Consider the following 25,402-nt stretch of genomic DNA (forward strand, 5'->3'; position numbering starts at 1 on the left):
GAGGATCAGGCGTCGGCGTCGGGCTTGTCGCCGCCGTCGCCGTCGCCGGACTCCAGGTCCTCCTCCAGACCCAGCTGCTCCACCAGCCAGCGGTCGAACTCGACCGAGGCGCGGACCCAGCTGACGGTGCTGGACACGAAGTGCTCCAGCGACACCCCGACGCCGATCAGCATCTGGGCCTCGCCGATGAGGCGGACCGTGCCGTCGTCGTTGGTGTGCGTGTAGACCTTCGGCCACAGAGTGCGGCGGTTCCAGTCGTCGATGACCTCGAGCAGCTTGCCCTTGTCGTCGATGCCGTGCGGCCGGTCGTAGAACGTCCGCACGGAGAAGACCTGCTGCTCCTCCTCACCGCGGAACATGAAATACGTACGGAACTGCTCCCACGGAGCCGCGAGGTCACCCTCGTCGTCCACGAGGTACTTCAGCTCCATCTGCTCCAGGAGCTGCTTGACCAGGTCCTGGTCGGGGATGACGGGACCGGCCGGGCCCGTCTCTTCGGGCTGCGGCTCGGGCTGGCCCCCGAAATTCGGAATCGAGGACGGGTCGATGCTCACCGTGGATTTCCCTTCGTACGGTTGCGGCCATCCTCCCCCACACCAGCCCCTGCCCCGCAACCCCTGGCGCATGCGTCGCTCACCGACCACGCGCCAGGGGGTGCGTTCCCGGGCCGTCCGGAGTCCGGTCCGGCGGGCCGCCGCCGTTACGACGCCGCTCGCACCGACAGGCCGTCCCCGTCCGGGACCCGCTCGACGCGGACCGTGTCGCCGTCCCGCACCTCGCCGGCGAGGATCGCGCGCGCCAGCCGGTCGCCGATCGCGGTCTGCACCAGCCGGCGCAGCGGCCGGGCGCCGTAGGTGAGGTCGGGCGCCTCGTCCGGGCCCTCGTGGCCGAGCGCGGCCAGCCAGCGCAGCGCGGACTCGTCGACGTCCAGGGTGAGCCGCCGGTCGGCGAGCCGCCGCTGGAGCTGGTCGATCTGGATCCGGGCGATCCGCTCCAACTGGCCGGTGCCCAGCGGGTGGAACACCACGATGTCGTCGAGCCGGTTGAGGAACTCCGGGCGGAACGCGGTCCGGACCGTCTCCAGCACCTTCTCCCTCTTCTGCTCCTCCTTCAGCAGCGGGTCGACCAGGAACGTCGAGCCCAGGTTGGAGGTGAGGATGAGGATGGCGTTGCGGAAGTCGACCGTCCGCCCCTGGCCGTCGGTGAGCCGACCGTCGTCCAGCACCTGGAGCAGGATGTCGAAGACCTCGTGGTGGGCCTTCTCCACCTCGTCCAGCAGCACCACGGTGTACGGCCGGCGCCGCACCGCCTCGGTGAGCTGGCCGCCCTCCTCGTAGCCGACGTAGCCGGGGGGCGCGCCGACCAGCCGGGCGACCGAGTGCTTCTCGCCGTACTCGCTCATGTCGATGCGGACCATCGCCCGCTCGTCGTCGAACAGGAAGTCCGCGAGCGCCTTGGCCAGCTCGGTCTTGCCGACGCCGGTCGGGCCGAGGAAGAGGAACGAACCGGTGGGCCGGTCGGGGTCGGCGATCCCGGCGCGCGAGCGGCGCACCGCGTCGGAGACCGCCCGGACGGCCTCCTCCTGGCCGATCAGCCGCTTGCCCAGCTCCTCCTCCATGCGCAGCAGCTTCTGGGTCTCGCCCTCCAGCAGCCGGCCCGCCGGGATGCCCGTCCAGGCCGCCACCACCTCGGCGATGTCGTCGGGGCCGACCTCCTCCTTGACCATGAGGTCCCGGGAGGCCGCCTCCTGCTCGGCCTCGGCCTCCGCGGCCTCCTCCAGCTCCCGCTCGACGGCCGGGATCTCGCCGTAGAGCAGCTTGGACGCGGTGTCGAAGTCACCGTCGCGCTGAGCGCGCTCGGCCTGCCCGCGCAGGTCGTCGAGGCGCTCCTTCAGCTCGCCGACGCGGTTGAGGGACTGCTTCTCCTTCTCCCAGCGCGCGGTGAGCCCGCGCAGCTCCTCCTCCTTGTCGGCGAGGTCGCGGCGCAGCTTGGCCAGCCGCTCCTTGCTCGCCTCGTCCGTCTCGTTGCGGAGCGCCAGCTCCTCCATCTTGAGCCGGTCGACGGCCCGCTGGAGCTCGTCGATCTCCATCGGCGAGGAGTCGATCTCCATCCGCAGCCGAGAGGCGGCCTCGTCGACCAGGTCGATCGCCTTGTCCGGCAGGAACCGGGAGGTGATGTAGCGGTCGGAGAGGGTGGCGGCGGCGACCAGCGCCGCGTCCGCGATCTGCACCTTGTGGTGCGCCTCGTAGCGGCCCTTGAGCCCGCGCAGGATCGCGATGGAGTCCTCCACCGACGGCTCGGCGACCAGCACCTGCTGGAAGCGCCGCTCCAGGGCCGGGTCCTTCTCGATCCGCTCCCGGTACTCGTCCAGCGTCGTCGCGCCGACCATGCGGAGCTCGCCGCGGGCGAGCATCGGCTTGAGCATGTTGCCCGCGTCCATCGCCGAGTCCCCGCCGGCGCCCGCGCCGACGACGGTGTGCAGCTCGTCGATGAAGGTGATGATCCGGCCCTCGCTGGCCTTGATCTCCGCCAGGACGGTCTTCAGCCGCTCCTCGAACTCACCGCGGTACTTGGCGCCGGCCACCATCGCGCCCAGGTCCAGCGAGACCAGCCGCTTGTCCTTCAGCGACTCCGGGACGTCGCCTTTCACTATCCGCTGCGCCAGCCCCTCCACGACGGCCGTCTTGCCGACGCCCGGCTCGCCGATGAGCACCGGGTTGTTCTTGGTGCGGCGGGAGAGCACCTGCACCACGCGGCGGATCTCGTGGTCCCGCCCGATGACCGGGTCGAGCTTGCCGTCCCGCGCGGCCGCGGTGAAGTCCGTGCCGAACTTCTCCAGCGCCTTGTACGTGCCCTCGGGATCGGCCGTCGTCACCCGCTGCCCGCCGCGCGCCTTCTCGAACGCGTCGAGCAGCCGCTTGGCGGAGGCCCGCTGCTGCTCCAGCAGCTCGGCGACCCGGCCGCCCTTGGCTGCCAGCCCGATCAGCAGGTGCTCGGTGGAGATGTACTCGTCCCCCAGGTCGCGGGCCCGCTCCCCGGCGTCCACCAGCACCGCCTGCAGCTCCCGGGTGGGCTGCGGGGGCGCCACGGTCGACCCCTGCACGCTCGGCAGCCCGGCCAGCACCCGCTCGGCCCCGCCGCGCAGCACCGCGGCGTCCGCCTCCACGGCGGCCAGCAGGTCGAGCAGGTTCTCGTTCTCCTGCCCGGCCAGCAGGGCCAGCAGCAGGTGGGCGGGGGTCATATCGGCATGCCCGGCCGACACGGCCCGCTCATGGGCGGCGCTCAGCGCCTCACGGCTCTTGTTGGTCAGCTCGGCATCCACGACGGGGAGCTCCTCCTCGGGTTCGCTTTCGCTTCTGGGTCCTGCTTGAGGCAACGTGCGATAAGTTGAGTCTATTCCACTCAACCCACGCACCGGTAGTCCGGCCGGGCACTCCCCCTTGCGAGTGAACCGGTACGACGAACGGCCCGCCACCGGGGGCGGGGCGCGATGCTGGCGTTCGACCACGGGGAGGTGCAGCATGACGGCTATGGCACAAGACCAAGGCTTATGACGCCGGAAGAGACCCTCCTGGACTACTTCCTGACCATGGAGACCCCTGAGGGGTTCCGGGCGGAGTTCATCGAGGGGGAGATCGTCGTGTCACCGGCGCCGGACGGCGACCACGAGGACGCCATCGAGCTGATCGTCGCGCAGATGTACGACCACGCGAAGGTCCGCATGCAGTACTCGGGAAACAAGGGTCTGAAGTCGCCCCGAGGGGGCTCCTGCCCGAAGAACTACGCCATCCCCGACGCCGCATTCGCCCCACGGGAACGACGCCTCTTCCGTGGCGCGCCGACCTGGATGTCCCCGGACGGCATCGCCACGGTCGCGGAAGTGACCAGCAGCAAGCCGGAACGCGACCGCGTCGCCAAGCGCCACTGCTACGCCCGCGCCGGCATCCCCCTCTATCTCCTCGTGGACCGCGACGAGAGCACCGTGACCCTCTTCGCCGAACCGGTGAGGGAGGACTACGCGGAGGTTCACAGCATCCCCTTCGGCAAGGCCCTCCCCCTCCCCGCCCCCTTCGACTTCGATCTCGACACCACCGACTTCCTCTGATTCCCGGACCACTACCCTGGCGGCCATGGCCCACGACCTCCGCAACCTGCCGGACGCCTACGTCGCGTTCTGGCGCGAGCGCCATTTCCCGACCCTCACCACCCTCCGCCGGGACGGCAGCCCGCACGTCGTGCCGGTCGGCGCCACGTTCGACCCGGAGACGTCCATAGCCCGGGTGATCACCCGCAAGCAGAGCGCCAAGGTCTCCAACGTCCTCGCGGCCGGCCCGGACGGCCTCCGCGTCGCGCTCTGCCAGGTCGCTCCGGGCGGGCTGTGGGCCACCCTGGAGGGCACGGCCGTCGTCCGGACGGAGCCGGACGCCGTCGCCGACGCGGTCGCCCGCTACGCGGAGCGCTACGAGCGGACCCCCGAGCCCAGCCCCGACCGCGTCCTGATCGAGATCACGGTGACGCGGGCCATGGGTTCGGTGCGGCTCGTATGAGAGACCACGGAGAGCGCGGAAGCGGCGCGGCGGCCCACGGAGGAGCGGAACCCGAGTGACGCCTCCGACCCCGCTGCCTAGGATGCCGCGCATGATCCCCGTGCACTGCGAACCGGTCACCGTGGACACCTACGAGGCAGTCATCGCCCTGGACGTGGGGCCCGGCCAACGGGAGTTCGTCGCCCCCAACGTCCGCTCGCTGGCCGACGCCTGGGCGTACCCGACGGCCGACCCGCTCGCCCTGCTGCACGGCTCCGAGCTGATCGGCTTCGCCCTGCTGTACCCGTCCGAGGACATCCCCGGGACCGTCTCGCTCTCCCGCTACATGATCGACCAACGCTTCCAGGGACAGCGGCTCGGCCACGCCGGCCTGGCCGCCGTCCTCGACCGAGCCCGCACGGCGGGGCACACCCGTATGCGCCTCAGCGTCGTACCGGGCAACCACGTCGCCTTCCGGCTCTACCGGGCGGCCGGCTTCGGCGAGACGGGCGACCTGGACGACGGCGAGATCGTGCTCGCCCGCGACCTCACGCCGGAGGACGCGACGTCCCGCCGGTCCCCCGCCTGACGTCCGGCGAAGCAGTCCTCCGGGAACGACCCGTCGCCGCCGTCCCGATCCGGACGGCGAGGGGACGCCCATCGGCTGCCCTCCAGCACCCGGCCGACCGTCCGCACCAGCGATACCGGCCGGTGACACATCGTCGGCTGTGAACCGGAGCACCCGCCGCACCTCGGGGCAGCGCGTCAGCTCGTTGTAGCGGGCGATGTCCCGCTGGTGCCGGGCCCGGCCGCCGTGCCAGGCGTAGCCCTCGATCTCCACGACCAGCCCCCGCTCCCTGAAGAAGAAGTCCGGGTACACCCGGCGTCCGCCGGGGAGCAGCAACTCGGCCTGGGGTTCCGGGTACAGGCCCGCGTCGTTCATCCGCAGCCGGGCGATCGTCTCCGCCGGGGAGCCCGCCCGCTCGTCGGCGAGGGCCAGCCAGTCCAGCGCCCGTCTCCCGCCGCGCATCCCCGCGCCGTCCCGCACCGCGTCCCGGACGGCGTCGAGAACGGTCAGCGGTCCGCGCGAGCCCCGTTCTCCGCCCGGCCGGCGGCTCACCGCGGACTCCACCGCCACCAGCGCGTCGTCCCGCGGCCCCGCGCGTAAGAGGTCGGCCAGGGTGCGGGGGACCGTCGTCACCGTGAGCCCCGCGCTGCGCGTCACCTCGTCCGGGCGCAGCGGAAGGCGGTGCACTCCCCGCCCGCCGGCCGGAGCGGTGAACTCCGGTCTCTCCACGCGCCGTTCGACACCGTGCACCAGGGCTGCCGCCCAGTGGCTGACCACGAGTTCCGGCCGGGCCAGCTGCTGTGCCCAGAGATGCGCCGTCAATCCGGCCGACCGCCCCGGCGCCGCGAAAGCGCCCGGACGCACCGCCTGCCAGCCCTCCTTCCTGAGCCGGCGCCGCAGCCCGCACCGCGACCAGCCCAGCCCCTCCGCCTGGGACAGGGCCACGACCCCGTCCTGTGTCTCCGCCAACGCGGTCACCGCCGCGAACTTCCGTGCTCCACCGCTCTTTTCCGCGCTCATGCTCACTGAGTGTGACGGCCTCCGGCGGCCTCCGCCACGCCTGTGGAAAACCCCCTGTGGAGAATCATTTCCCCAACGCGAGAGGCCCGCCCCCTCATCGGGGACGGGCCTCTCGGACGACGAACGGATCAGCGGTCAACGCGCGTTGATCAGCGATCCCGCTTCGGCGGATGCCAGACGACCAGCGCGCTCGTCTGCTGCATCTCCTGGTACGGGACCAGGTCCCGCCGGTACGACGCGTGCACCGCCGCCTCGCGCTGCTGCATCGCCGCGGCGGCGCCGTCGACGACCGCCTGGAGCTCGGCGACCCGGGCCGACAGCGCGGCGACCTGGTTCTCCAGTTCGATGATGCGCTTGATGCCGGCCAGGTTGATGCCCTCGTCCTGCGACAACTGCTGCACCTGGCGGAGCAGTTCGATGTCGCGGGCCGAGTAGCGGCGGCCGCGCCCGGCCGTGCGGTCGGGCGAGACCAGGCCGAGGCGGTCGTACTGGCGCAGGGTCTGCGGGTGCAGGCCCGAGAGCTGAGCCGCGACCGAGATGACGTACACGGGCGACTCATCGGTCAGCTCGTACGGCTGAGCGGGTTCGAAGCGCCGACGGGTGCGGCCGTCGCCGTTCATCACGGTCACTCTCCCTTCGCCGCCCGGAACAGCTCCGCGCGCGGGTCCTCACCCGCCGTGGCGTCGCGGAAGGTTTCCAGGGCGTCCCTGGCCTTGTCGTCGAGATCCTTGGGAACCACGACCTCCACGGTGACCAGCAGGTCGCCGCGGGTGCCGTCCTTGCGCACCGCGCCCTTGCCGCGGGCCCGCATGGTGCGCCCGTTGGGCGTGCCCGGCGGGATCCGCAGGGTGACCGGCGGGCCGCCGAGCGTGGGCACCTTCACCTCGCCGCCGAGCGCCGCCTCCGGGAAGGAGACGGGCACGGTGACGGTGAGGTTGTCGCCCTTGCGTCCGAAGACCGGGTGGGAGCCGACGTGCACCACGACGTACAGGTCGCCGTTGGGTCCGCCGCGCTCGCCCGGCGCTCCCTTGCCGCGCAGCCGGATCCGCTGGCCGTCGGAGACGCCCGCCGGGATCCGGACCTGCATGGTGCGGGAGGACGTGGCCCGGCCGCTGCCCTTGCAGACGTCGCAGGGGTTCTCGGGGATCAGCCCGCGGCCCTTGCAGTCGGGGCAGGGGTCGGTCAGCGAGAAGCCGCCGCCGGAGCCGCGCGACACCTGGCCGGTGCCCACGCAGGTCGGGCAGACCCGCGGGGTGCCGGCCTTGTCGCCGGTGCCGGAGCACGCCTTGCAGGCCGCCGAGGAGGACATCCGCAGCGGGACCGTGGCCCCGTCCACCGCCTCGGTGAAGCTGAGCGTCACCTCGGACTCGATGTCCTGGCCGCGGCGCGGCTGGGTGCGCGTGGTGCCGCCGCCGCGGTTGAAGAGGCCGCCGAAGACGTCGCCCAGCCCGCCGCCGAAGCCGCCGGCCCCCGCCCCGCCCTGGGCGCCCCCGAAGAGGTCGCCCAGGTCGAAGTTGAAGGAGCCGCCGGCGCCTCCCGGACCGGGCCGGAAGCCACCGTTGCCGAACAGCGCCCGCGCCTCGTCGTACTCCTTGCGGCGCTTGGGATCCGCGAGGACGTCGTACGCCTCGGAGATCTCCTTGAACCGCTCCTCGGCCGAGGCGTCGCCCTTGTTGGCGTCCGGGTGGAACTCGCGGGCGAGCTTCCGGTACGCCTTCTTGATGTCGGCCTCGGCCGCGTCCTTGGGCACGCCGAGGACCTTGTAGTAGTCCTTCTCCACGAAGTCCTTGGTGCTCATCCCCGGCGTCCCTCCTCCCGGTGCGTGCGGTCAGTGCCGTGCTTCATCGCGTCAGCCCTCGTCCGGGCCACCGCTCTCCTCGTCCGACTCGCCCTCGGCCTTGCCCTGGGCGCCCGGCTGCGGCTCGGCGACCGCGACCCGCGCGGGGCGGATCGTGCGCTCGCCGATGCGATACCCCGGCTGCAGGATCTGCACGCACGTCGTCTCGGTGACGTCCGGCGCGTAGCTGTGCATCAGGGCTTCGTGGACCAGCGGGTCGAAGGGCTCGCCCTCCTTGCCGAACTGCTGGAGGCCCATCTTCGCCACGACCGTCTCCAGCGATTCGGCGACGGACTTGAAGCCGCCGACGAGCTCGCCGTGATCACGGGCGCGGCCGATGTCGTCGAGCGTGGGGAGCAGTTCGGACAGGAGGTTCGCGACGGCGACCTCCTTGACCTGCACCCGGTCGCGCTCGACGCGCCGGCGGTAGTTCTGGTATTCCGCCTGGAGCCGCTGGAGGTCCGCGGTGCGCTCGTTGAGCGCGGCCTGCGCCTGGTCCAGCTGCGCCTGGAGGCCTACCTCGACCAGCTCCTCCCCGGCCGGGGCCGGGCCCGCCTTGTCGGCGGGACCGGCGCCCTTCTCGTCGGCCGAGTCGTCGGAGGGAGTGCCTTCAGGCTTTTCGTCGAAGCCCGGGGTCTCCTCCGTCACGCCGACGCACCGCCCTTCGGCTTGTCCTCGTCCACGATCTCGGCGTCGACGACGTCGTCCTCGGCCTTGGCCTGCTGGCCCGCACCGGCACCGGCGGCACCCTCGGCGCCCGGGGCGCCCTGGGCGGCCTGCGCGTCGGCGTACATGGCCTGGCCGAGCTTCTGGCTGACCGCGGCGACCTTCTCGGACGCGGTGCGGATCTCCGCGACGTCCTCGCCCTTCAGCTTCTCCTTCAGCTCGGTCACCGCGGTCTCGACCTCGGCCTTGACCTCGCCGGGGACCTTGTCCTCGTTGTCCTTGAGGAACTTCTCCGTCTGGTAGACGAGCTGCTCGGCCTGGTTGCGGGTCTCGGCGGCCTCGCGGCGCTTGTGGTCCTCCTCCGCGTACTTCTCGGCCTCCTCGCGCATCCGGTCGACCTCGTCCTTCGGCAGCGAGGAGCCGCCGGTGACGGTCATCTTCTGCTCCTTGCCCGTGCCGAGGTCCTTCGCGGCCACGTGCATGATGCCGTTGGCGTCGATGTCGAAGGTGACCTCGATCTGCGGGACGCCGCGCGGCGCCGGGGGCAGACCGGTGAGCTCGAACATGCCGAGCTTCTTGTTGTACGCCGCGATCTCGCGCTCGCCCTGGTAGACCTGGATCTGCACGGACGGCTGGTTGTCCTCGGCCGTCGTGAAGATCTCGGAGCGCTTGGTCGGGATCGTGGTGTTGCGCTCGATCAGCTTGGTCATGATGCCGCCCTTGGTCTCGATGCCGAGGGACAGCGGGGTGACGTCGAGCAGCAGGACGTCCTTGACCTCACCCTTGAGGACACCGGCCTGGAGCGAGGCGCCGATGGCGACGACCTCGTCCGGGTTGACGCCCTTGTTGGCCTCGCGGCCGCCGGTCAGCTCCTTGACGAGCTCGGCGACGGCGGGCATCCGGGTGGAGCCGCCGACCAGGACCACGTGGTCGATCTCGGAGAGGGCGATGCCCGCGTCCTTGATGACGTTGTGGAACGGGGTCTTGCAGCGCTCCAGGAGGTCTGCGGTGAGCTGCTGGAACTGGGCGCGGGTGAGCTTCTCGTCCAGGTGCAGCGGGCCCTCGGCGGAGGCCGTGATGTAGGGCAGGTTGATCGTGGTCTCGGTGGACGAGGACAGCTCGATCTTGGCCTTCTCGGCGGCCTCGCGGAGGCGCTGGAGGGCCATCTTGTCCTTGGACAGGTCGACGCCGTGACCGTTCTGGAACTGCTTGACCAGGTAGTCGACGACGCGCTGGTCCCAGTCGTCACCACCGAGGTGGTTGTCGCCGTTGGTGGCCTTCACCTCGACGACGCCGTCGCCGATCTCCAGCAGCGAGACGTCGAAGGTGCCGCCACCGAGGTCGAAGACGAGAATGGTCTGGTCGTCCTTGTCGAGGCCGTAGGCCAGCGCGGCGGCCGTCGGCTCGTTGACGATGCGCAGGACGTTGAGGCCCGCGATCTCGCCGGCCTCCTTGGTGGCCTGGCGCTCGGAGTCGTTGAAGTACGCCGGGACGGTGATGACCGCGTCCGTGACCTTCTCACCCAGGTACGCCTCGGCGTCCCGCTTCAGCTTCTGCAGGATGAAGGCGCTCATCTGCTGCGGGTTGAAGTCCTTGCCGTCCAGGTTGATCTTCCAGTCGGTGCCCATGTGGCGCTTGACCGACCGGACGGTCCTGTCGACGTTGGTGACGGCCTGGCGCTTGGCGACCTCGCCGACCAGGACCTCGCCGTTCTTCGCGAAGGCGACGACGGACGGCGTGGTCCTGGCGCCCTCGGCGTTGGTGATGACGGTGGGCTCACCGCCTTCGAGAACACTGACGACGGAGTTCGTCGTACCCAGGTCGATGCCGACCGCACGTGCCATGTCGATTCCTCCAGCTGACTTGAGTGGAACAGACTCAAGGGTGCAACACGGATGGCGGACTGTCAACGGAGCTGAGTCGACCGGGCTCAACTCTTATGCGTCCCTTATTCGTGGGTCCGGCCGGCGCCGTCGCTCCGCGGCCGCTGAGGGTCGCCTGCGCGACGCAGATCACCGGCGGTGCGGGTATATCGCACGCGCGAGAGTGAGTAGTCTCGTACGGACTGGATAAGTTACCGAGTAGTAATCCCGCTTTCGCAGGTCCGAGGAGCCCCAACCATGCAACTCGCCGCGATCATCGTGTCGCTGGTCCTCATCGCGGTCGGCTTCGCGCTGCTCGGCCGTGCCGTCCTGCAGATCTACCAGCACATGCGACTGGGCCAGCCGGTGCCCAAGGGCACCCGCACCGACGACCCGGTGGGACGCACGGTCACGGTGGCGAAGGAGTTCCTGGGCCACACCCGCATGAACCGGTGGGGCCTCGTCGGCGTCGCCCACTGGGGCGTCGCGCTGGGCTTCTTCTCCCTCCTGATCACCATCGTGAACGCCGTCGGGCAGCTCTTCAAGGCCGACTGGCTGCTGCCCTTCATCGGCGAGTGGCTGCCCTACGAGCTCTGGGTCGAGTTCTTCGCCACGACGACCACGCTGGGCATCCTCGCCCTGATCGTCGTCCGGCAGCTGAGCAAGCCGGGCAAGCCGGGACGCAAGTCCCGCTTCGCGGGCTCCAACTTCGGCCAGGCGTACTTCGTCGAGGCCGTCATCCTCATCGTCGGCTGCTCGATCGTGACGCTGCGCGGCCTGGAGGGCGCCCAGCACGGGGTCGAGAGCTACGAGGCCGGCTACTTCGCCTCGTACCCGCTGGTCGCGGCCTTCCGGGGGCTGAGCACCGAGACGCTGCAGAACCTCACCTACCTGGTCGCCATGATCAAGATCGCGACGTCCTTCATCTGGATGATCACGATCTCCCTCAAGACCGACATGGGCGTGGCCTGGCACCGTTTCCTGGCCTTCCCCAACATCTGGTTCAAGCGCGAGTCCAGCGGTGACGTCGCCCTCGGCGCGCTGCAGCCGATGACGAGCGCGGGCAAGCCGATCGACTTCGAGGACCCGGGCGAGGACGACCAGTTCGGCGTCTCCCAGATCGAGCACTTCTCCTGGAAGGGCCTGCTCGACTTCGACACCTGCACCGAGTGCGGCCGCTGCCAGTCGCAGTGCCCCGCCTGGAACACCGGCAAGCCGCTCTCCCCGAAGCTGCTCATCATGTCGCTGCGCGACCACGCGCATGCCAAGGCGCCGTACCTGCTCGCGGGCGGCGGCAAGGACATGGAAGGCAACGAGAAGGCCACCGAGGAGCAGCTCAAGGACGTCCCGGCCGCCGCCCTCGCCGAGGCCGAGCGCCCGCTCATCGGCACCCTCGAGGAGAACGGCGTCATCGACCCCGACGTCCTGTGGTCCTGCACCACCTGCGGCGCCTGCGTCGAGCAGTGCCCGGTGGACATCGAGCACGTCGACCACATCGTCGACATGCGCCGCTACCAGGTGATGATCGAGTCCTCGTTCCCGTCCGAGGCAGGCACGATGCTCAAGAACCTGGAGAAGAAGGGCAACCCCTGGGGCCTCGCCAAGAAGCAGCGCCTGGCGTGGACCAAGGAGGTCGACTTCGAGGTCCCGGTCGTCGGCAAGGACATCGAGGACCTCACCGAGGTCGACTACCTGTACTGGGTCGGCTGCGCCGGCGCCCTGGAGGACCGCGCCAAGAAGACCACCAAGGCGTTCGCGGAGCTGCTACACATGGCGGGCGTGAAGTTCGCCATCATGGGCGGCGACGAGGCGTGCACCGGTGACTCCGCGCGCCGCCTGGGCAACGAGTTCCTCTTCCAGCAGCTCGGTCAGCAGAACGTCGAGATGCTCAACATGGCCTTCGGCGAGGATGCGGAGGAGGGCGTCAAGGTCGAGAAGTCGAAGAAGAAGATCGTCGCGACCTGCCCGCACTGCTTCAATACGATCGCCAACGAGTACCCGCAGCTCGGCGGCGAGTACGAGGTCATCCACCACACGCAGCTGCTCCAGCACCTCGTGGACGAGGGGAAGCTGGTCCCCGTCACCCCGGTCGAGGGTCTGATCACCTATCACGACCCCTGCTACCTGGGCCGCCACAACAAGGTCTACACGCCGCCGCGCGAGATCATCGCCAAGGTGCCGGGCCTGCGGAACGAGGAGATGCACCGCCACAAGGAGCGCGGCTTCTGCTGCGGCGCCGGCGGCGCGCGCATGTGGATGGAGGAGCGCATCGGCAAGCGCATCAACAACGAGCGCGTGGACGAGGCGCTGTCCCTCAACCCGGACATCGTCTCCACCGCCTGCCCGTTCTGTCTCGTCATGCTCACCGACTCGGTGAACGGCAAGAAGAACGACGGCAAGGCCAAGGAGTCCATCCAGGTCGTGGACGTCGCCCAGCTGCTGCTGGAGTCGGTGAAGACGCCGGTGGAGCCGGAGGGCGACGGCGAGACGGCCGCCGCGCCGGAACCGGACCCGGAGCCGGTGAAGTAGCGCCTGTCGTACGGTGACGACGGCCGGGCCCCGCGGACTTCGCGGGGCCCGGCCGTTGTCAGTGGGGCGTGGGACGATGACTCCGTCAGCGCTCGCCCGGACCGAGCAGGAGATAGTCATGGACTACGCCCGCATGCGCGCCATCGCCGACGAGCTGTCCGCCCTGCCCGACGCGGGCAAGGTCGAGATCTCGGACGGCACCATCGTCATGATGACGAGCCCGTCCGGCACGCACGAGCTCGTGGCCATGCGGCTGCGCCGGCAGCTCGACCGGCAGCTCCCGGACGATCTCGTGGCCCACACCGGCGGAGACGTGGAGGACCCGGAGCTCGGCATCCTCCGTCGGCCGGACCTCGTCGTCCTGCCCGAGCCGGCCATGGACACACCCGGCCCGTTCCACCCCAGGGATCTGGAGCTCGCCGCCGAAGTCGTCTCCCCGTCCAACCATGCGAACGACTACGCGCAGAAGGCGCGCGACTATCCGGCTCTGGGCATCCCCCTCTACCTGCTGATCGACCCGCGCAAGGGCACCGTGATGGTCATGTCCGATCCCGGGCCGGGATCCGACGGGCAGCGGTGCTACCGCGGTCGTCACGAGTACGCGTTCGGGGAGAAGGTCCCCGTGGGCGAGTGGACCGTCGACACCTCCGAATTTCCGCGTTACCACTCGTAACGCGTGCCACTCCCTTGATCTCAACCTCGGTCGAGGTTCTAGCGTCACGTTCATGACGCCGCATCAGCCCATCAGCCCGCGCCCCGCCGACCCCGCCGTCCCCGACGACTTCGCCGCCCTCGCCGCCCAGCCCATCGGCTACTGGAGCGGCGTGGCCCACGACGCCGTCATCCGGCACATCCGCGACGGGATGGCCGGTATCGACGTCACCCAGCCGCAGTGGTGGATCCTCAACCAGGTCGCGGGCGCCGGCTCCGCCGGACGGACCCGCGACGAGCTCGTGGCACGGCTCGCCGGCACGATCGGCGTCGCGCCGGAGGAGATCGCACGGGCGGCCGACAGCCTGCTCGCCCGCGGCTGGCTGACCGCCGACGGTCCGGACGCGCTCCGGTTGACGGACGCCGGGCGGGCCGCCAAGGCCCGTACCAAGGAGCTGGTCGACCGGATGCGGACGGAGATCCACGAGGGCATCACGGACGAGGAGTACGTGGGGGCGCTGCGGGTGCTCCGGCGGATGATCGACAACGTCGCGGCGGCACGCGGCGCGGCGTGAGCGGGGCAGGAGCGGGGGCGGCTGCTCCGAACCGCCTCGATTCCCGCCGTCTTCCGAGTACGCGTACTCAGGACACGGCCACTTCCGGGCGGGAACACTCGTTCCCATGACCGTTCACCCGCGCCTCCGGCGCCTCGCACCGCCCCTGACGGCCCTGCTCTGCGCGGCCGGTGCCCTCACCGCGTGCGGCGGCGGGAGCACGGACGACGCGGCGGGCGTGCCCGATCCGGCGTCCCCTCCGGCCGCCTCGGCACCGCCGACGCCTTCCGCGGCCGCCCCGACGACGGAACCCCCGGCTCCGGTCACCCCCGGGGACGGCGTTCCCAGGGACGGCGTCCCCGGCGACGCCCCGCCGCACTACGCCGAGAACCACGCTTACCGGGCCACCGCCCCGCTCTCCGCCGCGCAGCGGCACGAGGGCGACTCCCAGGCGGCCCGCGTCCGTGGCGCCCTGGGGAGGCTGCGGACGGCGAGGACCACCGGGCCGCGGGCCGTCGGCCCGGCGCTGTGGGACCTCGGCTACCGGCCGGACGCCCTGACCCTCACCCCGCTCGGCGAGGGGACCGCCTACACGGTCGCCCTCCCCGAGGTCTGCGTGGAGGGGACGGTCGACCGGTCGCGGGTCCGGGCGGAGGTCCACGGCCACTACGTGGAGGGCGGCGGCGACGGCTGCACGGAACCGCGCGGCGGGCACTGAAGGACGTCCGGAGTCCACCCGGCGCGACGCTTCCGAGGCTCCGCCCCAACCCGTCCCGAACCCGTACCGCAGCCCCGTAAACCCCTGCTTCCCCTACTTCCCCCGGGCCTCTCCCCTAGGGGATGTCACAGCTCAGCAGCAAGGAAGCCCCTGCGCCCCCACCCCCGCACCACCGCTCCCCGGGAGCGGGTACGTTCGAAGGCGTGGCTGGATTCAGGATGGGACGCGGACGGGACTCGGAAGAGGGCAACGCCGCACGACAAGCAGGACACCCCGGGCAGCAGGCGCCGTACGGGGGCGCCCCGTACGGCGGTCCGGGCGGCGGTGCCCCCTACGGGCCCGGCCCGGCCGGCGCGCCGGGCGCGCCCGGCGCGCCCGGCGCGGCGCCCGGGCACGCCCCCGGCGCCCCCGGCGGCGGCTGGGACGGGCGGCAGTGGCAGGGCGGGCCGGCCGCCGGCGGGGACGAGCCGGAGTACTTCGGCGGCGAGCCGTCGCACCAGCGGCCCCCGCAGGGCCCGGGGCCGTCCTACGGCGGGCAGCAGACCTACGGGGGACCGGCCTACGGCGGGCACGGCGGACCCGGCGCCCCGGGCGGCCACCCCTACCCGGGGCAGGGCCGGAATCAGGGCCAGGGTCACGGTCAGGGCCACCGCCCCCCGCAGCCGTACCCCCAGCAGGGCAGCACCCAGCAGTTCGGCCTCGGGGAGGCCCCGGACGCGTACCCGCCCCAGGGCGGCAACGCCCCCTACGGGGACGGCTCCCACGACGGCGGATACGACGACAGGCACGGCGAGGGCGGGTACGGCGACGACGGCTACGGCGACGCCCAGACCTACAACGGCCCCCCGCCCGGCCCCAAGCTGCACTGGAAGGACCTGCTGACCGGCCTGGTGCTGCGCCCGTCCGCCACCTTCTGGCGGATGCGCGACCACCCGATGTGGATCCCCGCGCTGCTCGTCACCTTCATCTACGGCCTGCTCGCGGTCTTCGGTTTCGACAAGGCCCGCTCGGACGTGCTCAACGCGACGTTCGCCAACAGCATCCCGCTGGTCCTGATCGCCGGTGTGATCGTCCTCGTCTCCGGGCTGATCCTCGGCGCGGTGACCCACACCCTGGCCCGGCAGCTGGGCGGCGACGGGCTGTGGCAGCCGACCATCGGCCTGTCCATGCTCATCATGTCGATCACGGACGCCCCGCGGCTGGTCCTCGCGGTGTTCCTGGGCGGCGACAACCCGGTCGTGCAGCTGCTCGGCTGGGCCACCTGGCTGCTGGCCGGCTACCTCTTCACCTCGATGGTGAGCAAGTCGCACGACCTGCCCTGGCCGAAGGCGCTGGGCGCGTCGGCGATCCAGCTGGTCGCCCTGCTGTCGATCATCAAGCTGGGCACGCTGTAACCGCGCCGCCCGGCCCACGCGAAGGCCCCGGCTCCTCGTACAGGAGCCGGGGCCTTCGCGGCGGAACGGGTCATCGCCTCACGCGTCGAGGACCTGGCCCTCACGCCGCACGACCGGCGGCTCGACGCTCCACGGGAAGTTGATCCACTCGTCGGTGCGCTTCCAGACGTACTCGCACTTCACCAGCGAGTGCGACTTCTCGTAGATCACCGCGCTGCGGACCTCGGCGACGTGCTCCAGGCAGAAGTCGTGGACGAGCTTGAGCGTCTTGCCGGTGTCCGCGACGTCGTCCGCGATCAGGACCTTCTTGTTGGAGAAGTCGATCGCGTTCGGGACGGGCGACAGCATGACCGGCATCTCGAGAGTAATCCCGTGCAAGACCCAGTCTTGAAGTGTGAGGGTGGGTCCATGACAACGTCTGTTGTTGCTGGTCAGCGCGAGGAAGCTCGCGCGGTGGTTCTTCCTGGGGAGCGGGGCGAGGGTCCTCGTCCTCTCTCCGGTTTGCGCGGTGGTAGGTACGCACGCAAGAGCGCGTACCGCGGCAAGTCCGCGCGCCGAGGGTTCTCGGTGCGTGAGCAGCTCACTGCCACGCAGGGTGACGCCGACCGTCTCGGCGTGGGCATCGTCGAGGACTTCATCGACGATGACCGTTCGGCTTCTCGCTTCCGCGACCGCGAGCGCGAAGAGTTCGAACGAATGATCGAGTGGATCGAGGGTGGAAAGCTCGACATCGTGTTCGCGTGGGGGTCGAGCCGGCTCCAGCGCGACCTAGAGGTTTACACGCGCCTGCGTAACACCTGTGCGAAGTACGGCGTTCTGTGGTGCTACGGCGGCAAGGTCTACGACCTGTCGAACAAGGACGACCGTTTCCGCACGGGCCTCGACGCGCTGATCGGCGAGCGCGAGGTCGACGAGCTGCGCGACAACGTGAAACGAACGCTGCGCTCGAACGCGGTGCTCGGCCGGCCGCACGGGACCTCGGCATACGGGTATCGGCGGGTGTACGACCCTCGGACGGGCGCGTTCGTGCGAGAGGAAGCGGACCCGACCAAGGCATCTGTCGTGCTGGAAATCTGCAAGCGGGTCGCGAACGCGGAGCCGTACAAGACGATCGCCAAAGACTTGCATGGGCGGGGAATCCAGCCCCCGGCGCTGCGGTGGTCTAAGGGCATGGTCACGCGGTTGTCGCTTGACCGGCCCTCGGACCCGGCGCACGAGGCGTTGTGGCGTGAGGCGGTCGAGCGACTCGCGCAGGGCGAGGAACCGCTGTCGATCGCGCAGGACTTCAACGAGCGCGACGAACCGCTGATCGCGGCCGTGTGGCACGGCGCCACGATCAAGGACATCGCCATGGATGTGCGGTACACCGGGGCTCGGCGGCATAACGGCCAGGTGACCAACGAAGAAGCGTGGCCACGGATCGTGCCCCCGCACATTCACGCTAAGTGCGTGGCGCTCGACAAGGCCAAGGGGAGGAAGGCAAGCAACTCGCGCCCGGGGGTCGCTAAGTACCTCTTGTCGTCGATCATGTGCTGCTCGGAGTGCAAGCACCCTGTCGTATCGGACCCGACCGAGTACGGCATGAACTACCAGTGCAAGACGCCTGGCAAGGATGGAGCCAAGGGGTACCACGTGAGCGGCAAGCAGGCGCCCATCGACGAGTACGTGCTCGCCGAGTTGTTCGACTGGCTCGCCTCGCCGGCGTTCGTGAAGGCGTACACCGAGGGCGACCGGGAGCTGCAAGAACGAGTCGCGAACGCTCAGGCCGAGGCCGAGCTGCTGTCTGCGCGGCTGGAAGAGTTCCGCGACAAGGCGGCCGAGGGTGAGCTGTCGCCTGATGGGCTCGCCGCGATGGAAGCGCGGTTGCTGCCGAAGATCAAGAAGGCGGAGGAGGTAGCGAGGGCTCTGCGGGCGCCGGAGGTGGTTGCGGATCTGGCGGGTGCTTCCCGTAAGGAGATCGAGAAGGCGTGGGCAAACCTGCACGTGGCGCAGCGGCGTGTGATCGTCGAGTCGCTGCTGACGGTCACCCTGCACCCTGTCGGTAAGGGCCGGCACAGCAGGGCGGGGGTGCCGATCTCGTCGTACGTGACGGTTACCCGGAAGGTGCTGCGGCCGGATATCGACCGAGCGTCGCTCGCCGCGGCGGCGTAGCAGCGGACGCAGCGAGGGCCCCGCGGGATCGTTCCTGCGGGGCCCTGTCGTTCTCGGTCAGGTCGAGCTCGCTCTGCCGTCCTCGACCTCGGCCGCTTCACCCTGGCGCATGGGGGGAAGGGCGTTCAGGACGCCCTCTAGAGCTATGGCGCCGGTGTCGGTGATGTGGCTCTCGTCGATCAGGATGTGTCGATCGTCAGCGTCGGCGACGCCGGCGGCTGGCGTGTGTTTGTCGAGTTGGGTACGGCGGACGCGGAACAAGGTGTGCCCCCCCTTGTGGCATGGCGGAACCTCGCACTCGAACATATGCCCGAGGCAAAGGCTCATTCACACTACCGCCCATATCGCCGCAGGTCACGCGACTAGGACCCTCCGTCACGACCCCCCGAGGGCAGGATTCGCAGGTCGCCCAAACCCAGCTCTTTCAGGCGTTCTTGAAGAACGGGCAGATCCTCCGGATTTGTTCCTTCCGCATAGGCAACGACCACGGTCGTGCCCGGCCTGTTGGTCTTGAGGGTGGCGACATCCAACTCTGTCCACTCCCTTGATGCGGCCAACTGGACTCGCCCACGGTCGATGCCGAGGCCAGCGGCGAGGGCTCGCAGCAGCCACGGTTCACCACGTCGATACCCCTCGCCCTTGGCGATCTTGGGCAGCGTGGTGTGCGGGATGCCTCTACCGGTCTCGGGATCGACGGAGCGGGCCGCGATGTCGCGCAGCGGCTCGGCCTTGATGGCGGCTTGCACGATGTCGCGCAGCAGCTCGGCCGGCTTGTCTCCCTCGGCCGCGGGGGCGCCTATGGCGGCGTCGCTCTCCGGCACGGTTTTCTCATCTCCGTTCTTGTCGCGAAACGCGAACAGTCTTATCTAACCAGCCATTAGGCCGGGTTGCCCACATCGGAACCTCGTTGACGTCGCCTTTTTGCCATGTCTAGCCTGTAGCTGTTCGGAAACACGAACAGGCAAACCGCTCAAAGCGGATACCCCCGGGGGTAGGTCTGTTCGCGTTCAGCAACAGATGGGAGGGGGACCCATGAGTGATCAGACGACCGCGCCGACGCCGAGCGAGGCGCCCGACAACGGCCGGCCGAGCGCCGAGCAGATCGACCTCATTCGCCGAATCCTTGCCCCTCACGTTCACCGGGCGCGCGCCGAGCGTGCCGAGCAGCAGACCGCAGCGTGAGGAGAGGACAGGACATGTCGAACGTCGATTTCATCGGCCCGCCGCCGAACAAGCGGAAGAACACTAAGCACGCCGTCGCCGCCTCGGCGTTGCGCGAGCACCCGAAGCAGTGGGGGGTCGTGCAGCGCGCGGCGACCGGCAAGCGCGCCGCTGCCGCGGCGCAGGCGATTCGTCGCGCACGGCTGAGTGCCTACGCTCCGGCCGGATCGTACGAGGCCGCTGCGCGGACCGTGGTTGTCGCGGGAGTGCCCGAGCACCGGGTGTACGTCCGGTACGTGGGCGGGGAACAGTGACCGCCCTTGTGACGCCGACCGGTGTCGTCGTCGCTCCGCCAGGGTTGGATCACGATGCGTGGCTCGCCGCCCGGCGCGCCGGCGTCGGCGGCTCGGACGTCGCCGCGGTGCTCGGGATGAGCAAGTACACGTCGCCGATCGAGCTGTACCTCGACAAGGTCGGCGAGCTTGGCGAGGTGCCGCGCTCGCCGGAATTGGAAGAGGCTGCGTTCTGGGGCCACCGGCACGAGCCGACGGTCGCGCGGGTCTTCGCCGAGCGGACCGGGTTCGGTGTGGTCGAGGGTCCGGGGATGCTCGCGCATGTCGAGCGTCCATGGATGCTGGCCAACGTCGACCGGTTCGTGATCGAGCAGGACTCGGCGCCGTCGAGCCTGCTGGAGATCAAGACCCGCAGCGCGTTCCAGCTCGACGAGTGGCTGCTCGGCGTGCCGGACGGTCCCGCTCTGCAAACGCACTGGTACCTCGCCGTCACCGGGTACGAGCACGCCCACGTCGCCGCCCTGCTTGGCGGAAACCGGCTGGTCATTCACCGTGTGACCCGCGACGAGACCCTCGTCGAGCACCTCGTCGAGATCGTCGGGGAGTTCTGGCAGAACGTGCTCGACCGGGTGCCGCCGGCCGTCGACGGTTCCGAGGCGACCGCGGCTCTGCTCGGGCACCTGCACCAGGGGCGCCCGAACGCCGTGACGGTCGCCGATCCGGGCGACGTGCTGCCGCTTCTGGAGCGGCGGCGCGAGCTCAAGGCGCGGGAGCAGCGCACCGCCGACGAACTGCGGGAGATCGAGAACCGGTTGAAGTACCTCGCCGGCGGGGCCGAGATCGTCAAGGTGCAGGGGTCCGTCGCCTACACCTTCCGGCAGAACGGCCCGCTCTCGCAGAAACGATTCACCGCCGCGCACCCCGACCTCGCGCAGCAGTACACGCACCGCGTCGACGCGCTCGATACCGCGCGCCTCGCCGCCGAGCGCCCCGACGAGTTCCGGGCGCACCGCGCCCGACGCCTCGTCGTCCCGAAAGAGAGCACCGCAGCATGAGCAGCAACCTTGCCGAGCGCGTCGCGAACCGCACCGCGCAGACCCGTACGCCCGCCGTTCCCGCGGCCCGCGGACCGCAACCGGGCACCTCTCTTGCGCAGTTCGTGCAGCAGATGCGCCCCGAGATCGAGCGCGCTCTGCCCGCACACATGGGCGGCGCCGACCGCATCGCCCGTATCGCGCTTACGGAGCTGCGCAGGGTCGAGCACCTCGCCGAGTGCAGCCGCGAGTCGTTCGCCGGCGCGCTGATGACCTGTTCTGCCCTCGGTCTGGAGCCGGGCGGCGTTTCGGGCGAGGCGTACCTGCTGCCGTTCTGGAACAAGAAGATCCGCGGCTACGAGGTACAGCTCGTCATCGGCTATCAGGGCATGATCCGGCTGTACTGGCAGCACCCGCTCGCCGCCGGCCTCGACACGCACACCGTGCACGAGGGCGACGAGTTCGAGTACGAGTACGGTCTCGACCCCAAGCTGCGGCACGTCCCCGCGCGCGGCTCGGCCAAGGGCCCGGCAACGCATTACTACGCCGTTGCCCGACTGGCCAACGGTGGCAGCGCGTTCGTCGTGCTGGACGTCGACGACGTCGAGGCGATCCGCAAGCGCAGTAAGGCCAAGGACTTTGGGCCGTGGTCCACGGACTACGACGCGATGGCCCGGAAGACGTGCGTACGGCAGCTCTTCAAGATGCTGCCGAAGTCTGCGGAGCTCGCGCGTGCCGTGGCCCATGACGGGACCGTGCGGCGGGATGCGTCCCCGGAGGGGCTCGACGCGCCCGGGGAGTTCATCGAGGGCGAGATCGTCGAGCAGACGCCCGTGCAGGGTGGCGAGCAGACCTCGGTCGAGGACGTGCCCGCGCAGTTCGCCGGGTGGCCCGAGGCCGCCGAGGCGATCGCGCAGTGACCCCGGGGCCGGTCATCGACTACCGGTGCCGGCACTGGAGCGGGGCGGGGCGTCGCTACTGCGGCGCCCCGGGCGCCCGCCGCTACCTGCCCGGTTACCGCTGCCCGTCGCACACACCCGCCGCCCTCGCCGGCCGGCCCGAACCGGGCACCCCACCCCCCGCAGATCAGGAAGGAGTCACCCGCCGTGGCGTGGTTCAAGATCGACGACAGCTCGCACATGCACCCGAAGATCGTCAAGGCAGGTAACGCCGCCCTCGGTCTGTGGGTGAGGGCGGGCGCCTACTCCGCGCAGCACCTCACCGAGGGCACCGTGCCCGCCGTGGTCGCCCGGCAGTACGGGACCGCCCCGCAGGCCCGGAAGTTGGTCGCGGTCGGGTTGTGGCACGAGCACGGGCACACCTGCCCGCGCTGCCCGCAGCCTCCCGTCGGCGACTTCATGGTGCACGACTTCTTCGAGGGCGGGCGGAACAGCACCCGGGCGCAGGTCGAGGCCAACCGGGCCGCCGCTGCGGAGCGCAAGGCAAAGAGCCGCACGCGAAACGAGGCCCGAACCGGCGGCGAATCGTCCGCGGAACGTGCGCGAAACGAGCGCGGACCGACGCCGAATCAGACCCGAAACGCACCCCCGTTTCAGAAGGAACCCGCAGGTCAAGAGGGGATGTCACACCGTGACACCGTCGATAGCGTCACAAGCCCCCTAGCCAACACCAAGCCTTACCCCTCTACTTCCTTCGGAAGTAGAGGGGAACAAGCTAGCCCCGACGGACCCCGGATCGCCGAACCCGTACGGCCCCTCGTCGACGCCATGAGCGCCGCCGGAATGGTCGTCTCCTGGGAACTTTCCTCCGCCGAGTGGCTGCTGCTGCACGCCCTGATCGAGCGGTGCGGCGTATCCGTCCTCGTCGACCACGCCGGCGGTGCGTGGCAGGCCGCCCGCACCCGCCCGCGCTCCGCCCGCTACTTCGTCTCGGGTTGGCGCTCCCTGCCGACGCCGCCCCCGCGCGCCCCCGGGGCCGGCCCGAACGTCGTCCCGCTCAACCCCGGCGCCGCCCGCCCCTCCACCACCGATCAGCGCGTACGCGCCGGCCTCGACCTCGCCGCCCAACTCCGAGAACAGGAGAACGCCCAATGACACCCGCAGACGCCGCCGAAGTCCTCGCCCTGTGCGCCGCGTTCGACCTGCGCACCATCGGCGAGGCGGACGCCCGAGCATGGGCCTACGCCCTGCGCGACCTCCCCCTCGACGACGACACCCGTCGCGCGGTCGCCGACCACTACGGCGTAACCGAGAAGCGGGCAACCCCCGCGGACGTGCGCAGGATTCGCGCCCGTATCCGCGAGGCCCGGATCGGCGCCGCGCACCCGGTCTACGACGGCAACCCGACCGAGACCGGAGCGCAGTTCACCGAACGCCGTCGCGCGCAACTCGCCGCCGCGGCCGATGGACACCTGCCGGCGCGGTCGATCACGCAGGCACTCGACGCCGCCCCGCCGGCCGCCGTCCTCGCTCTGACCGCGGGAGTCGGCCGCCCCGTCGACGACGAGCCGCGCCCGTACATCACGCCCGAGCAGCGCGCCGAGATCCGTTCGACTCTGCCCAACCAACGGGCCGCACTGCCCGCCCTCGCCGTCGCGTGCCCTGTCGAGACATGCCGAGCGGCACCTCGCCGCCTGTGCAAGCGGGGCGCAGGGATCGAGCTGCGGACCAACGTCCACGGCCGCCGCCGCGACGCGCACGCCGTTCAGTTCGCCACCTGCCCCGAGTGCGACGCCGGCCCCGGCCAGCACTGCACCGCACCCGAGCCGCACCCCGCCCGCATCCGGGCGACGTCGGTCGAGGACGACGAGGCCGAGCACGACCGCCTCGCTCGCCTCATGTCCACCCCGCCCACACCGCGAGAGAACCGCGCCCGCCACACCGCCGGAGGAATACGCCGATGACCCCGCCCGCCGCCCGCGCCTCGATCGCCGCCCACCTGACCGACGTACTCGACGTGCACCCCCACCTCGCCACGCTGACCGCCGCTTCCCTGCTCGACCGCCTCGCTATCGACGGATGGGAGATCAACAGCAACCACCACGCGCGACCGGTCGCGCCTCGCGCGCGGGAGCCGCGCGCTCGGCGCTCCCTCGTCCGGCTGTTCCGCCGTGCCCGTACGGACGGAGACAGAACCGCATGACCTCGGTCCTGCTCGCCCTCGTCGCCGCGCTCGCCCTCGCCCTCGTCGCCGCCCTCGTCGGTTCCCTGCGGCTCGACGGCCGCCTCGACCGCGAGGCGCGCGCCCTCGTCCGTCGCCCTTGCCCAACCCACTGCACCGCCTGCTCGTCGGCCGCCCGCCGAGCCTCGAACGGAGACACGCCCGCATGACGCTGCACGCCCGCACCCGTACCGACTCCCGCCGCGGCCGAGTCCTCGTTCGCGAGGTCACCCGCGAGGCCCGTCGCGAGCGCTTCCGGCTGTTCCTCGCCCGCGCCGACCGAGGCGTGCTGACCCCCGAGGACTGCGCGGCCCTGCGCGCCGACATCGAGGCCGAGGTCGCCGAGAGCGACACCCACCGCCGCAGCGCCGGCGGACAGCAGGCAGCAGCGATGCGTCTGCACACCCGGATCGAGGCCGCCGAGCAGGCCCTCGTCGAGACCGAGGCGGACCGCGACCGCGCGCTCGCCGAGGTCGAGGCCCTGCGCGAGCAGCTCGTCGACCGCCAGCACGTGACGGAGGGGGACCGATGAACCAGACCCGAGCCATCGATCAGACCGTCGCCGCCCTGCGCCTCGTGCGCGAGAAGTGGGGCGCGCTGCTCGCCGCCGTCGAGGCGCCGCCCACCCCGGCCGACTGGCCCCCGAGGGAGACGACCGCGTTCCTCGACAAGGTCGCCGCCGACGGGCCCCTGCTCGTCGCCGACCGGGCGCCGTACGCCCTGCGCGCGCACCCGGCGCCGCTGAACCTTGACGCTCACGATGCCGTGGTCGCCGTCGAGACCATGCTGTTCGACCTCGCCGACACGTGCGCCGCTGTTGCGCAGGAACACACTCCCCTCGACGAGCTGCACCGCTGGAACTACCGCACGCAGCACGGGCCCGGATCGCGGGCGCAGGGCGCGCACTGGGCGAGCGTGTTCGTCGAGGGGCGCGTGCTCGGCGAGCAGACCGACGGGCCCGACCCGCTGTTCGCTCCCCTGCCCGGGTGGGCGCTGCACGAGGCGCACCGCGTCGCGCGGCAGTGCGCCGACGGCGTACTGCGCACCCTGCGCCATGACGAGCGGGGAGCGGCCGGCCGGTACCCGTGCCCGTGGTGCGCGGCCCCCCTCACCCTGTACTCGGCCTCGGGGGACGTGCAGCGCATCACGTGCTCGGGTGGCCCGGAGTGCCCGGCGCCGGCCCGCCTCGACCTCGACGGACACCGGGTGTGGGAGCGGTCCGACATGGGCCCCCTGCTTGCCCGGTTCGCCGCCTCGATGGAGTCGGGAGAGATCGTCACCGAACAGGCTTGCGCCGTTATCAGTTCGTGACCTAATG

At 70.8% G+C, this 25,402-nt stretch carries 27 protein-coding genes and 1 pseudogene; 19 read left to right on the forward strand and 9 right to left on the reverse strand.

The genetic code is table 11. The features are described from left to right. Positions 1-5: 5 nt before the first annotated feature. Positions 6-554: a YbjN domain-containing protein gene (locus ACH4PU_RS06955; protein ID WP_185944362.1), complete on the reverse strand. Its 549-nt coding sequence runs from the start codon at positions 552-554 to the stop codon at positions 6-8. 146 nt (positions 555-700) lie between these two features. Next, positions 701-3,322, reverse strand: coding sequence for an ATP-dependent chaperone ClpB (clpB, locus tag ACH4PU_RS06960; RefSeq protein ID WP_398267199.1), 2,622 nt, complete (start codon positions 3,320-3,322; stop codon positions 701-703). Between the two features lie 228 nt (positions 3,323-3,550). Between clpB and ACH4PU_RS06965 the strand changes: the two genes are divergently transcribed. The 3 genes from ACH4PU_RS06965 (at position 3,551) to ACH4PU_RS06975 (ending at position 5,115) form a co-directional block, all read left to right on the forward strand. Beyond that, on the forward strand, positions 3,551-4,105 hold the full coding sequence (locus tag ACH4PU_RS06965) for a Uma2 family endonuclease (protein WP_398267202.1): 555 nt from the start codon (positions 3,551-3,553) through the stop codon (positions 4,103-4,105). A 25-nt stretch (positions 4,106-4,130) separates the two neighbouring features. Next, positions 4,131-4,547 carry a pyridoxamine 5'-phosphate oxidase family protein gene (locus ACH4PU_RS06970; protein ID WP_398267205.1) on the forward strand — a complete coding sequence of 139 codons (417 nt, stop codon included), beginning with the start codon at positions 4,131-4,133 and terminating at the stop codon, positions 4,545-4,547. A 91-nt stretch (positions 4,548-4,638) separates the two neighbouring features. Beyond that, positions 4,639-5,115 carry a GNAT family N-acetyltransferase gene (locus tag ACH4PU_RS06975; protein ID WP_398267208.1) on the forward strand — a complete coding sequence of 159 codons (477 nt, stop codon included), beginning with the start codon at positions 4,639-4,641 and terminating at the stop codon, positions 5,113-5,115. Positions 5,116-6,263: 1,148 nt separating this feature from the next. Here ACH4PU_RS06975 and ACH4PU_RS06980 read toward each other — a convergent pair. Genes ACH4PU_RS06980 through dnaK form a run of 4 tightly spaced genes read right to left on the reverse strand, consistent with a single transcriptional unit; the run spans position 6,264 to position 10,461 of the window. Further along, positions 6,264-6,734 carry a heat shock protein transcriptional repressor HspR gene (locus ACH4PU_RS06980; RefSeq protein WP_185944354.1) on the reverse strand — a complete coding sequence of 157 codons (471 nt, stop codon included), beginning with the start codon at positions 6,732-6,734 and terminating at the stop codon, positions 6,264-6,266. A 5-nt stretch (positions 6,735-6,739) separates the two neighbouring features. Then, positions 6,740-7,912 carry a molecular chaperone DnaJ gene (dnaJ, locus tag ACH4PU_RS06985; RefSeq protein WP_398267212.1) on the reverse strand — a complete coding sequence of 391 codons (1,173 nt, stop codon included), beginning with the start codon at positions 7,910-7,912 and terminating at the stop codon, positions 6,740-6,742. 51 nt (positions 7,913-7,963) lie between these two features. Next, complete coding sequence (grpE, locus tag ACH4PU_RS06990) at positions 7,964-8,599, reverse strand: nucleotide exchange factor GrpE (protein ID WP_004945730.1); 636 nt, start codon at positions 8,597-8,599, stop codon at positions 7,964-7,966. Then, complete coding sequence (gene dnaK, locus ACH4PU_RS06995; RefSeq protein ID WP_398267216.1) at positions 8,596-10,461, reverse strand: molecular chaperone DnaK; 1,866 nt, start codon at positions 10,459-10,461, stop codon at positions 8,596-8,598. Before dnaK ends, grpE begins: the two co-directional genes overlap by 4 nt. Positions 10,462-10,737: 276 nt before the next feature. Between dnaK and ACH4PU_RS07000 the strand changes: the two genes are divergently transcribed. The 5 genes from ACH4PU_RS07000 (at position 10,738) to ACH4PU_RS07020 (ending at position 16,325) form a co-directional block, all read left to right on the forward strand. After that, on the forward strand, positions 10,738-13,008 hold the full coding sequence (locus tag ACH4PU_RS07000; protein ID WP_398267219.1) for a 4Fe-4S dicluster domain-containing protein: 2,271 nt from the start codon (positions 10,738-10,740) through the stop codon (positions 13,006-13,008). Between the two features lie 118 nt (positions 13,009-13,126). Beyond that, entirely contained in the window at positions 13,127-13,681 is a 555-nt protein-coding gene (locus tag ACH4PU_RS07005) for a Uma2 family endonuclease (RefSeq protein WP_398267222.1), read from the forward strand. A 52-nt stretch (positions 13,682-13,733) separates the two neighbouring features. Further along, a complete protein-coding gene (locus ACH4PU_RS07010; RefSeq protein ID WP_398267225.1) occupies positions 13,734-14,234 on the forward strand; it encodes a MarR family winged helix-turn-helix transcriptional regulator in 501 nt (166 codons plus the stop codon). Positions 14,235-14,340: 106 nt separating this feature from the next. Then, positions 14,341-14,931, forward strand: a complete 591-nt coding sequence (locus ACH4PU_RS07015; protein ID WP_398267228.1) for a hypothetical protein — start codon at positions 14,341-14,343, stop codon at positions 14,929-14,931. A 203-nt stretch (positions 14,932-15,134) separates the two neighbouring features. Then, positions 15,135-16,325, forward strand: coding sequence for a Yip1 family protein (locus tag ACH4PU_RS07020; RefSeq protein ID WP_398267231.1), 1,191 nt, complete (start codon positions 15,135-15,137; stop codon positions 16,323-16,325). A gap of 78 nt (positions 16,326-16,403) precedes the next feature. Here the strand turns inward: ACH4PU_RS07020 and ACH4PU_RS07025 are convergent. Beyond that, positions 16,404-16,697: pseudogene (locus ACH4PU_RS07025) on the reverse strand (phosphoribosyltransferase); the annotation flags it as partial. A 36-nt stretch (positions 16,698-16,733) separates the two neighbouring features. Between ACH4PU_RS07025 and ACH4PU_RS07030 the strand changes: the two are divergent. Further along, positions 16,734-18,476 carry a recombinase family protein gene (locus tag ACH4PU_RS07030; RefSeq protein ID WP_398267234.1) on the forward strand — a complete coding sequence of 581 codons (1,743 nt, stop codon included), beginning with the start codon at positions 16,734-16,736 and terminating at the stop codon, positions 18,474-18,476. A 57-nt stretch (positions 18,477-18,533) separates the two neighbouring features. Here the strand turns inward: ACH4PU_RS07030 and ACH4PU_RS07035 are convergent, their stop codons facing one another. Next, positions 18,534-18,737, reverse strand: coding sequence for a hypothetical protein (locus ACH4PU_RS07035; RefSeq protein WP_398267237.1), 204 nt, complete (start codon positions 18,735-18,737; stop codon positions 18,534-18,536). Between the two features lie 101 nt (positions 18,738-18,838). Beyond that, on the reverse strand, positions 18,839-19,297 hold the full coding sequence (locus ACH4PU_RS07040) for a hypothetical protein (RefSeq protein ID WP_398267240.1): 459 nt from the start codon (positions 19,295-19,297) through the stop codon (positions 18,839-18,841). A gap of 211 nt (positions 19,298-19,508) precedes the next feature. Here ACH4PU_RS07040 and ACH4PU_RS07045 point away from each other — a divergent pair, with 211 nt between their 5' ends. From ACH4PU_RS07045 to ACH4PU_RS07090, 10 genes are all read left to right on the forward strand, one after another. After that, positions 19,509-19,658 carry a hypothetical protein gene (locus ACH4PU_RS07045; RefSeq protein WP_398267243.1) on the forward strand — a complete coding sequence of 50 codons (150 nt, stop codon included), beginning with the start codon at positions 19,509-19,511 and terminating at the stop codon, positions 19,656-19,658. 14 nt (positions 19,659-19,672) lie between these two features. Further along, positions 19,673-19,951 carry a hypothetical protein gene (locus ACH4PU_RS07050; protein WP_398267246.1) on the forward strand — a complete coding sequence of 93 codons (279 nt, stop codon included), beginning with the start codon at positions 19,673-19,675 and terminating at the stop codon, positions 19,949-19,951. After that, the gene (locus ACH4PU_RS07055) at positions 19,948-20,985 is read left to right on the forward strand and encodes a YqaJ viral recombinase family protein (RefSeq protein ID WP_398267249.1); all 1,038 of its coding nucleotides are present in this window, start codon (positions 19,948-19,950) and stop codon (positions 20,983-20,985) included. Before ACH4PU_RS07050 ends, ACH4PU_RS07055 begins: the two co-directional genes overlap by 4 nt. Continuing rightward, positions 20,982-21,884, forward strand: coding sequence for a recombinase RecT (locus ACH4PU_RS07060; RefSeq protein WP_398267252.1), 903 nt, complete (start codon positions 20,982-20,984; stop codon positions 21,882-21,884). Before ACH4PU_RS07055 ends, ACH4PU_RS07060 begins: the two co-directional genes overlap by 4 nt. Before the next feature lie 186 nt (positions 21,885-22,070). Next, positions 22,071-23,018 (forward strand): mucin-2, encoded by a 948-nt coding sequence (locus tag ACH4PU_RS07065; RefSeq protein WP_398267255.1) that lies wholly within the window; start codon positions 22,071-22,073, stop codon positions 23,016-23,018. Beyond that, positions 23,015-23,827 carry a hypothetical protein gene (locus tag ACH4PU_RS07070; RefSeq protein WP_398267258.1) on the forward strand — a complete coding sequence of 271 codons (813 nt, stop codon included), beginning with the start codon at positions 23,015-23,017 and terminating at the stop codon, positions 23,825-23,827. The genes ACH4PU_RS07065 and ACH4PU_RS07070 overlap by 4 nt, the downstream gene beginning before the upstream one ends. Beyond that, positions 23,824-24,066 carry a hypothetical protein gene (locus ACH4PU_RS07075; RefSeq protein ID WP_386563531.1) on the forward strand — a complete coding sequence of 81 codons (243 nt, stop codon included), beginning with the start codon at positions 23,824-23,826 and terminating at the stop codon, positions 24,064-24,066. Before ACH4PU_RS07070 ends, ACH4PU_RS07075 begins: the two co-directional genes overlap by 4 nt. Then, positions 24,063-24,254 carry a hypothetical protein gene (locus tag ACH4PU_RS07080; protein WP_398267261.1) on the forward strand — a complete coding sequence of 64 codons (192 nt, stop codon included), beginning with the start codon at positions 24,063-24,065 and terminating at the stop codon, positions 24,252-24,254. The genes ACH4PU_RS07075 and ACH4PU_RS07080 overlap by 4 nt, the downstream gene beginning before the upstream one ends. Then, positions 24,251-24,616, forward strand: a complete 366-nt coding sequence (locus ACH4PU_RS07085; RefSeq protein ID WP_398267264.1) for a hypothetical protein — start codon at positions 24,251-24,253, stop codon at positions 24,614-24,616. Before ACH4PU_RS07080 ends, ACH4PU_RS07085 begins: the two co-directional genes overlap by 4 nt. Next, positions 24,613-25,395 (forward strand): hypothetical protein, encoded by a 783-nt coding sequence (locus tag ACH4PU_RS07090; protein ID WP_398267267.1) that lies wholly within the window; start codon positions 24,613-24,615, stop codon positions 25,393-25,395. The genes ACH4PU_RS07085 and ACH4PU_RS07090 overlap by 4 nt, the downstream gene beginning before the upstream one ends. Positions 25,396-25,402 lie beyond the last annotated feature (7 nt).

Origin of the sequence: Streptomyces sp. NPDC021100 (genome assembly GCF_044333095.1) — a bacterium.
Taxonomy (GTDB): domain Bacteria; phylum Actinomycetota; class Actinomycetes; order Streptomycetales; family Streptomycetaceae; genus Streptomyces.

What these genes read in the sequence shown, in the direction of transcription:
- ACH4PU_RS06965 (WP_398267202.1), top strand. Translation starts at nt 3,551, where the DNA reads ATGACGCCGGAAGAGACCCTCCTGGACTACTTCCTGACCATGGAGACC.
- ACH4PU_RS06970 (WP_398267205.1), top strand. Translation starts at nt 4,131, where the DNA reads ATGGCCCACGACCTCCGCAACCTGCCGGACGCCTACGTCGCGTTCTGG.
- ACH4PU_RS06975 (WP_398267208.1), top strand. Translation starts at nt 4,639, where the DNA reads ATGATCCCCGTGCACTGCGAACCGGTCACCGTGGACACCTACGAGGCA.
- ACH4PU_RS06980 (WP_185944354.1), bottom strand. Translation starts at nt 6,734, where the DNA reads ATGAACGGCGACGGCCGCACCCGTCGGCGCTTCGAACCCGCTCAGCCG.
- dnaJ (WP_398267212.1), bottom strand. Translation starts at nt 7,912, where the DNA reads ATGAGCACCAAGGACTTCGTGGAGAAGGACTACTACAAGGTCCTCGGC.
- dnaK (WP_398267216.1), bottom strand. Translation starts at nt 10,461, where the DNA reads ATGGCACGTGCGGTCGGCATCGACCTGGGTACGACGAACTCCGTCGTC.
- ACH4PU_RS07000 (WP_398267219.1), top strand. Translation starts at nt 10,738, where the DNA reads ATGCAACTCGCCGCGATCATCGTGTCGCTGGTCCTCATCGCGGTCGGC.
- ACH4PU_RS07005 (WP_398267222.1), top strand. Translation starts at nt 13,127, where the DNA reads ATGGACTACGCCCGCATGCGCGCCATCGCCGACGAGCTGTCCGCCCTG.
- ACH4PU_RS07010 (WP_398267225.1), top strand. Translation starts at nt 13,734, where the DNA reads ATGACGCCGCATCAGCCCATCAGCCCGCGCCCCGCCGACCCCGCCGTC.
- ACH4PU_RS07015 (WP_398267228.1), top strand. Translation starts at nt 14,341, where the DNA reads ATGACCGTTCACCCGCGCCTCCGGCGCCTCGCACCGCCCCTGACGGCC.
- ACH4PU_RS07030 (WP_398267234.1), top strand. Translation starts at nt 16,734, where the DNA reads ATGACAACGTCTGTTGTTGCTGGTCAGCGCGAGGAAGCTCGCGCGGTG.
- ACH4PU_RS07045 (WP_398267243.1), top strand. Translation starts at nt 19,509, where the DNA reads ATGAGTGATCAGACGACCGCGCCGACGCCGAGCGAGGCGCCCGACAAC.
- ACH4PU_RS07050 (WP_398267246.1), top strand. Translation starts at nt 19,673, where the DNA reads ATGTCGAACGTCGATTTCATCGGCCCGCCGCCGAACAAGCGGAAGAAC.
- ACH4PU_RS07060 (WP_398267252.1), top strand. Translation starts at nt 20,982, where the DNA reads ATGAGCAGCAACCTTGCCGAGCGCGTCGCGAACCGCACCGCGCAGACC.
- ACH4PU_RS07070 (WP_398267258.1), top strand. Translation starts at nt 23,015, where the DNA reads ATGACACCCGCAGACGCCGCCGAAGTCCTCGCCCTGTGCGCCGCGTTC.
- ACH4PU_RS07075 (WP_386563531.1), top strand. Translation starts at nt 23,824, where the DNA reads ATGACCCCGCCCGCCGCCCGCGCCTCGATCGCCGCCCACCTGACCGAC.
- ACH4PU_RS07080 (WP_398267261.1), top strand. Translation starts at nt 24,063, where the DNA reads ATGACCTCGGTCCTGCTCGCCCTCGTCGCCGCGCTCGCCCTCGCCCTC.
- ACH4PU_RS07085 (WP_398267264.1), top strand. Translation starts at nt 24,251, where the DNA reads ATGACGCTGCACGCCCGCACCCGTACCGACTCCCGCCGCGGCCGAGTC.
- ACH4PU_RS07090 (WP_398267267.1), top strand. Translation starts at nt 24,613, where the DNA reads ATGAACCAGACCCGAGCCATCGATCAGACCGTCGCCGCCCTGCGCCTC.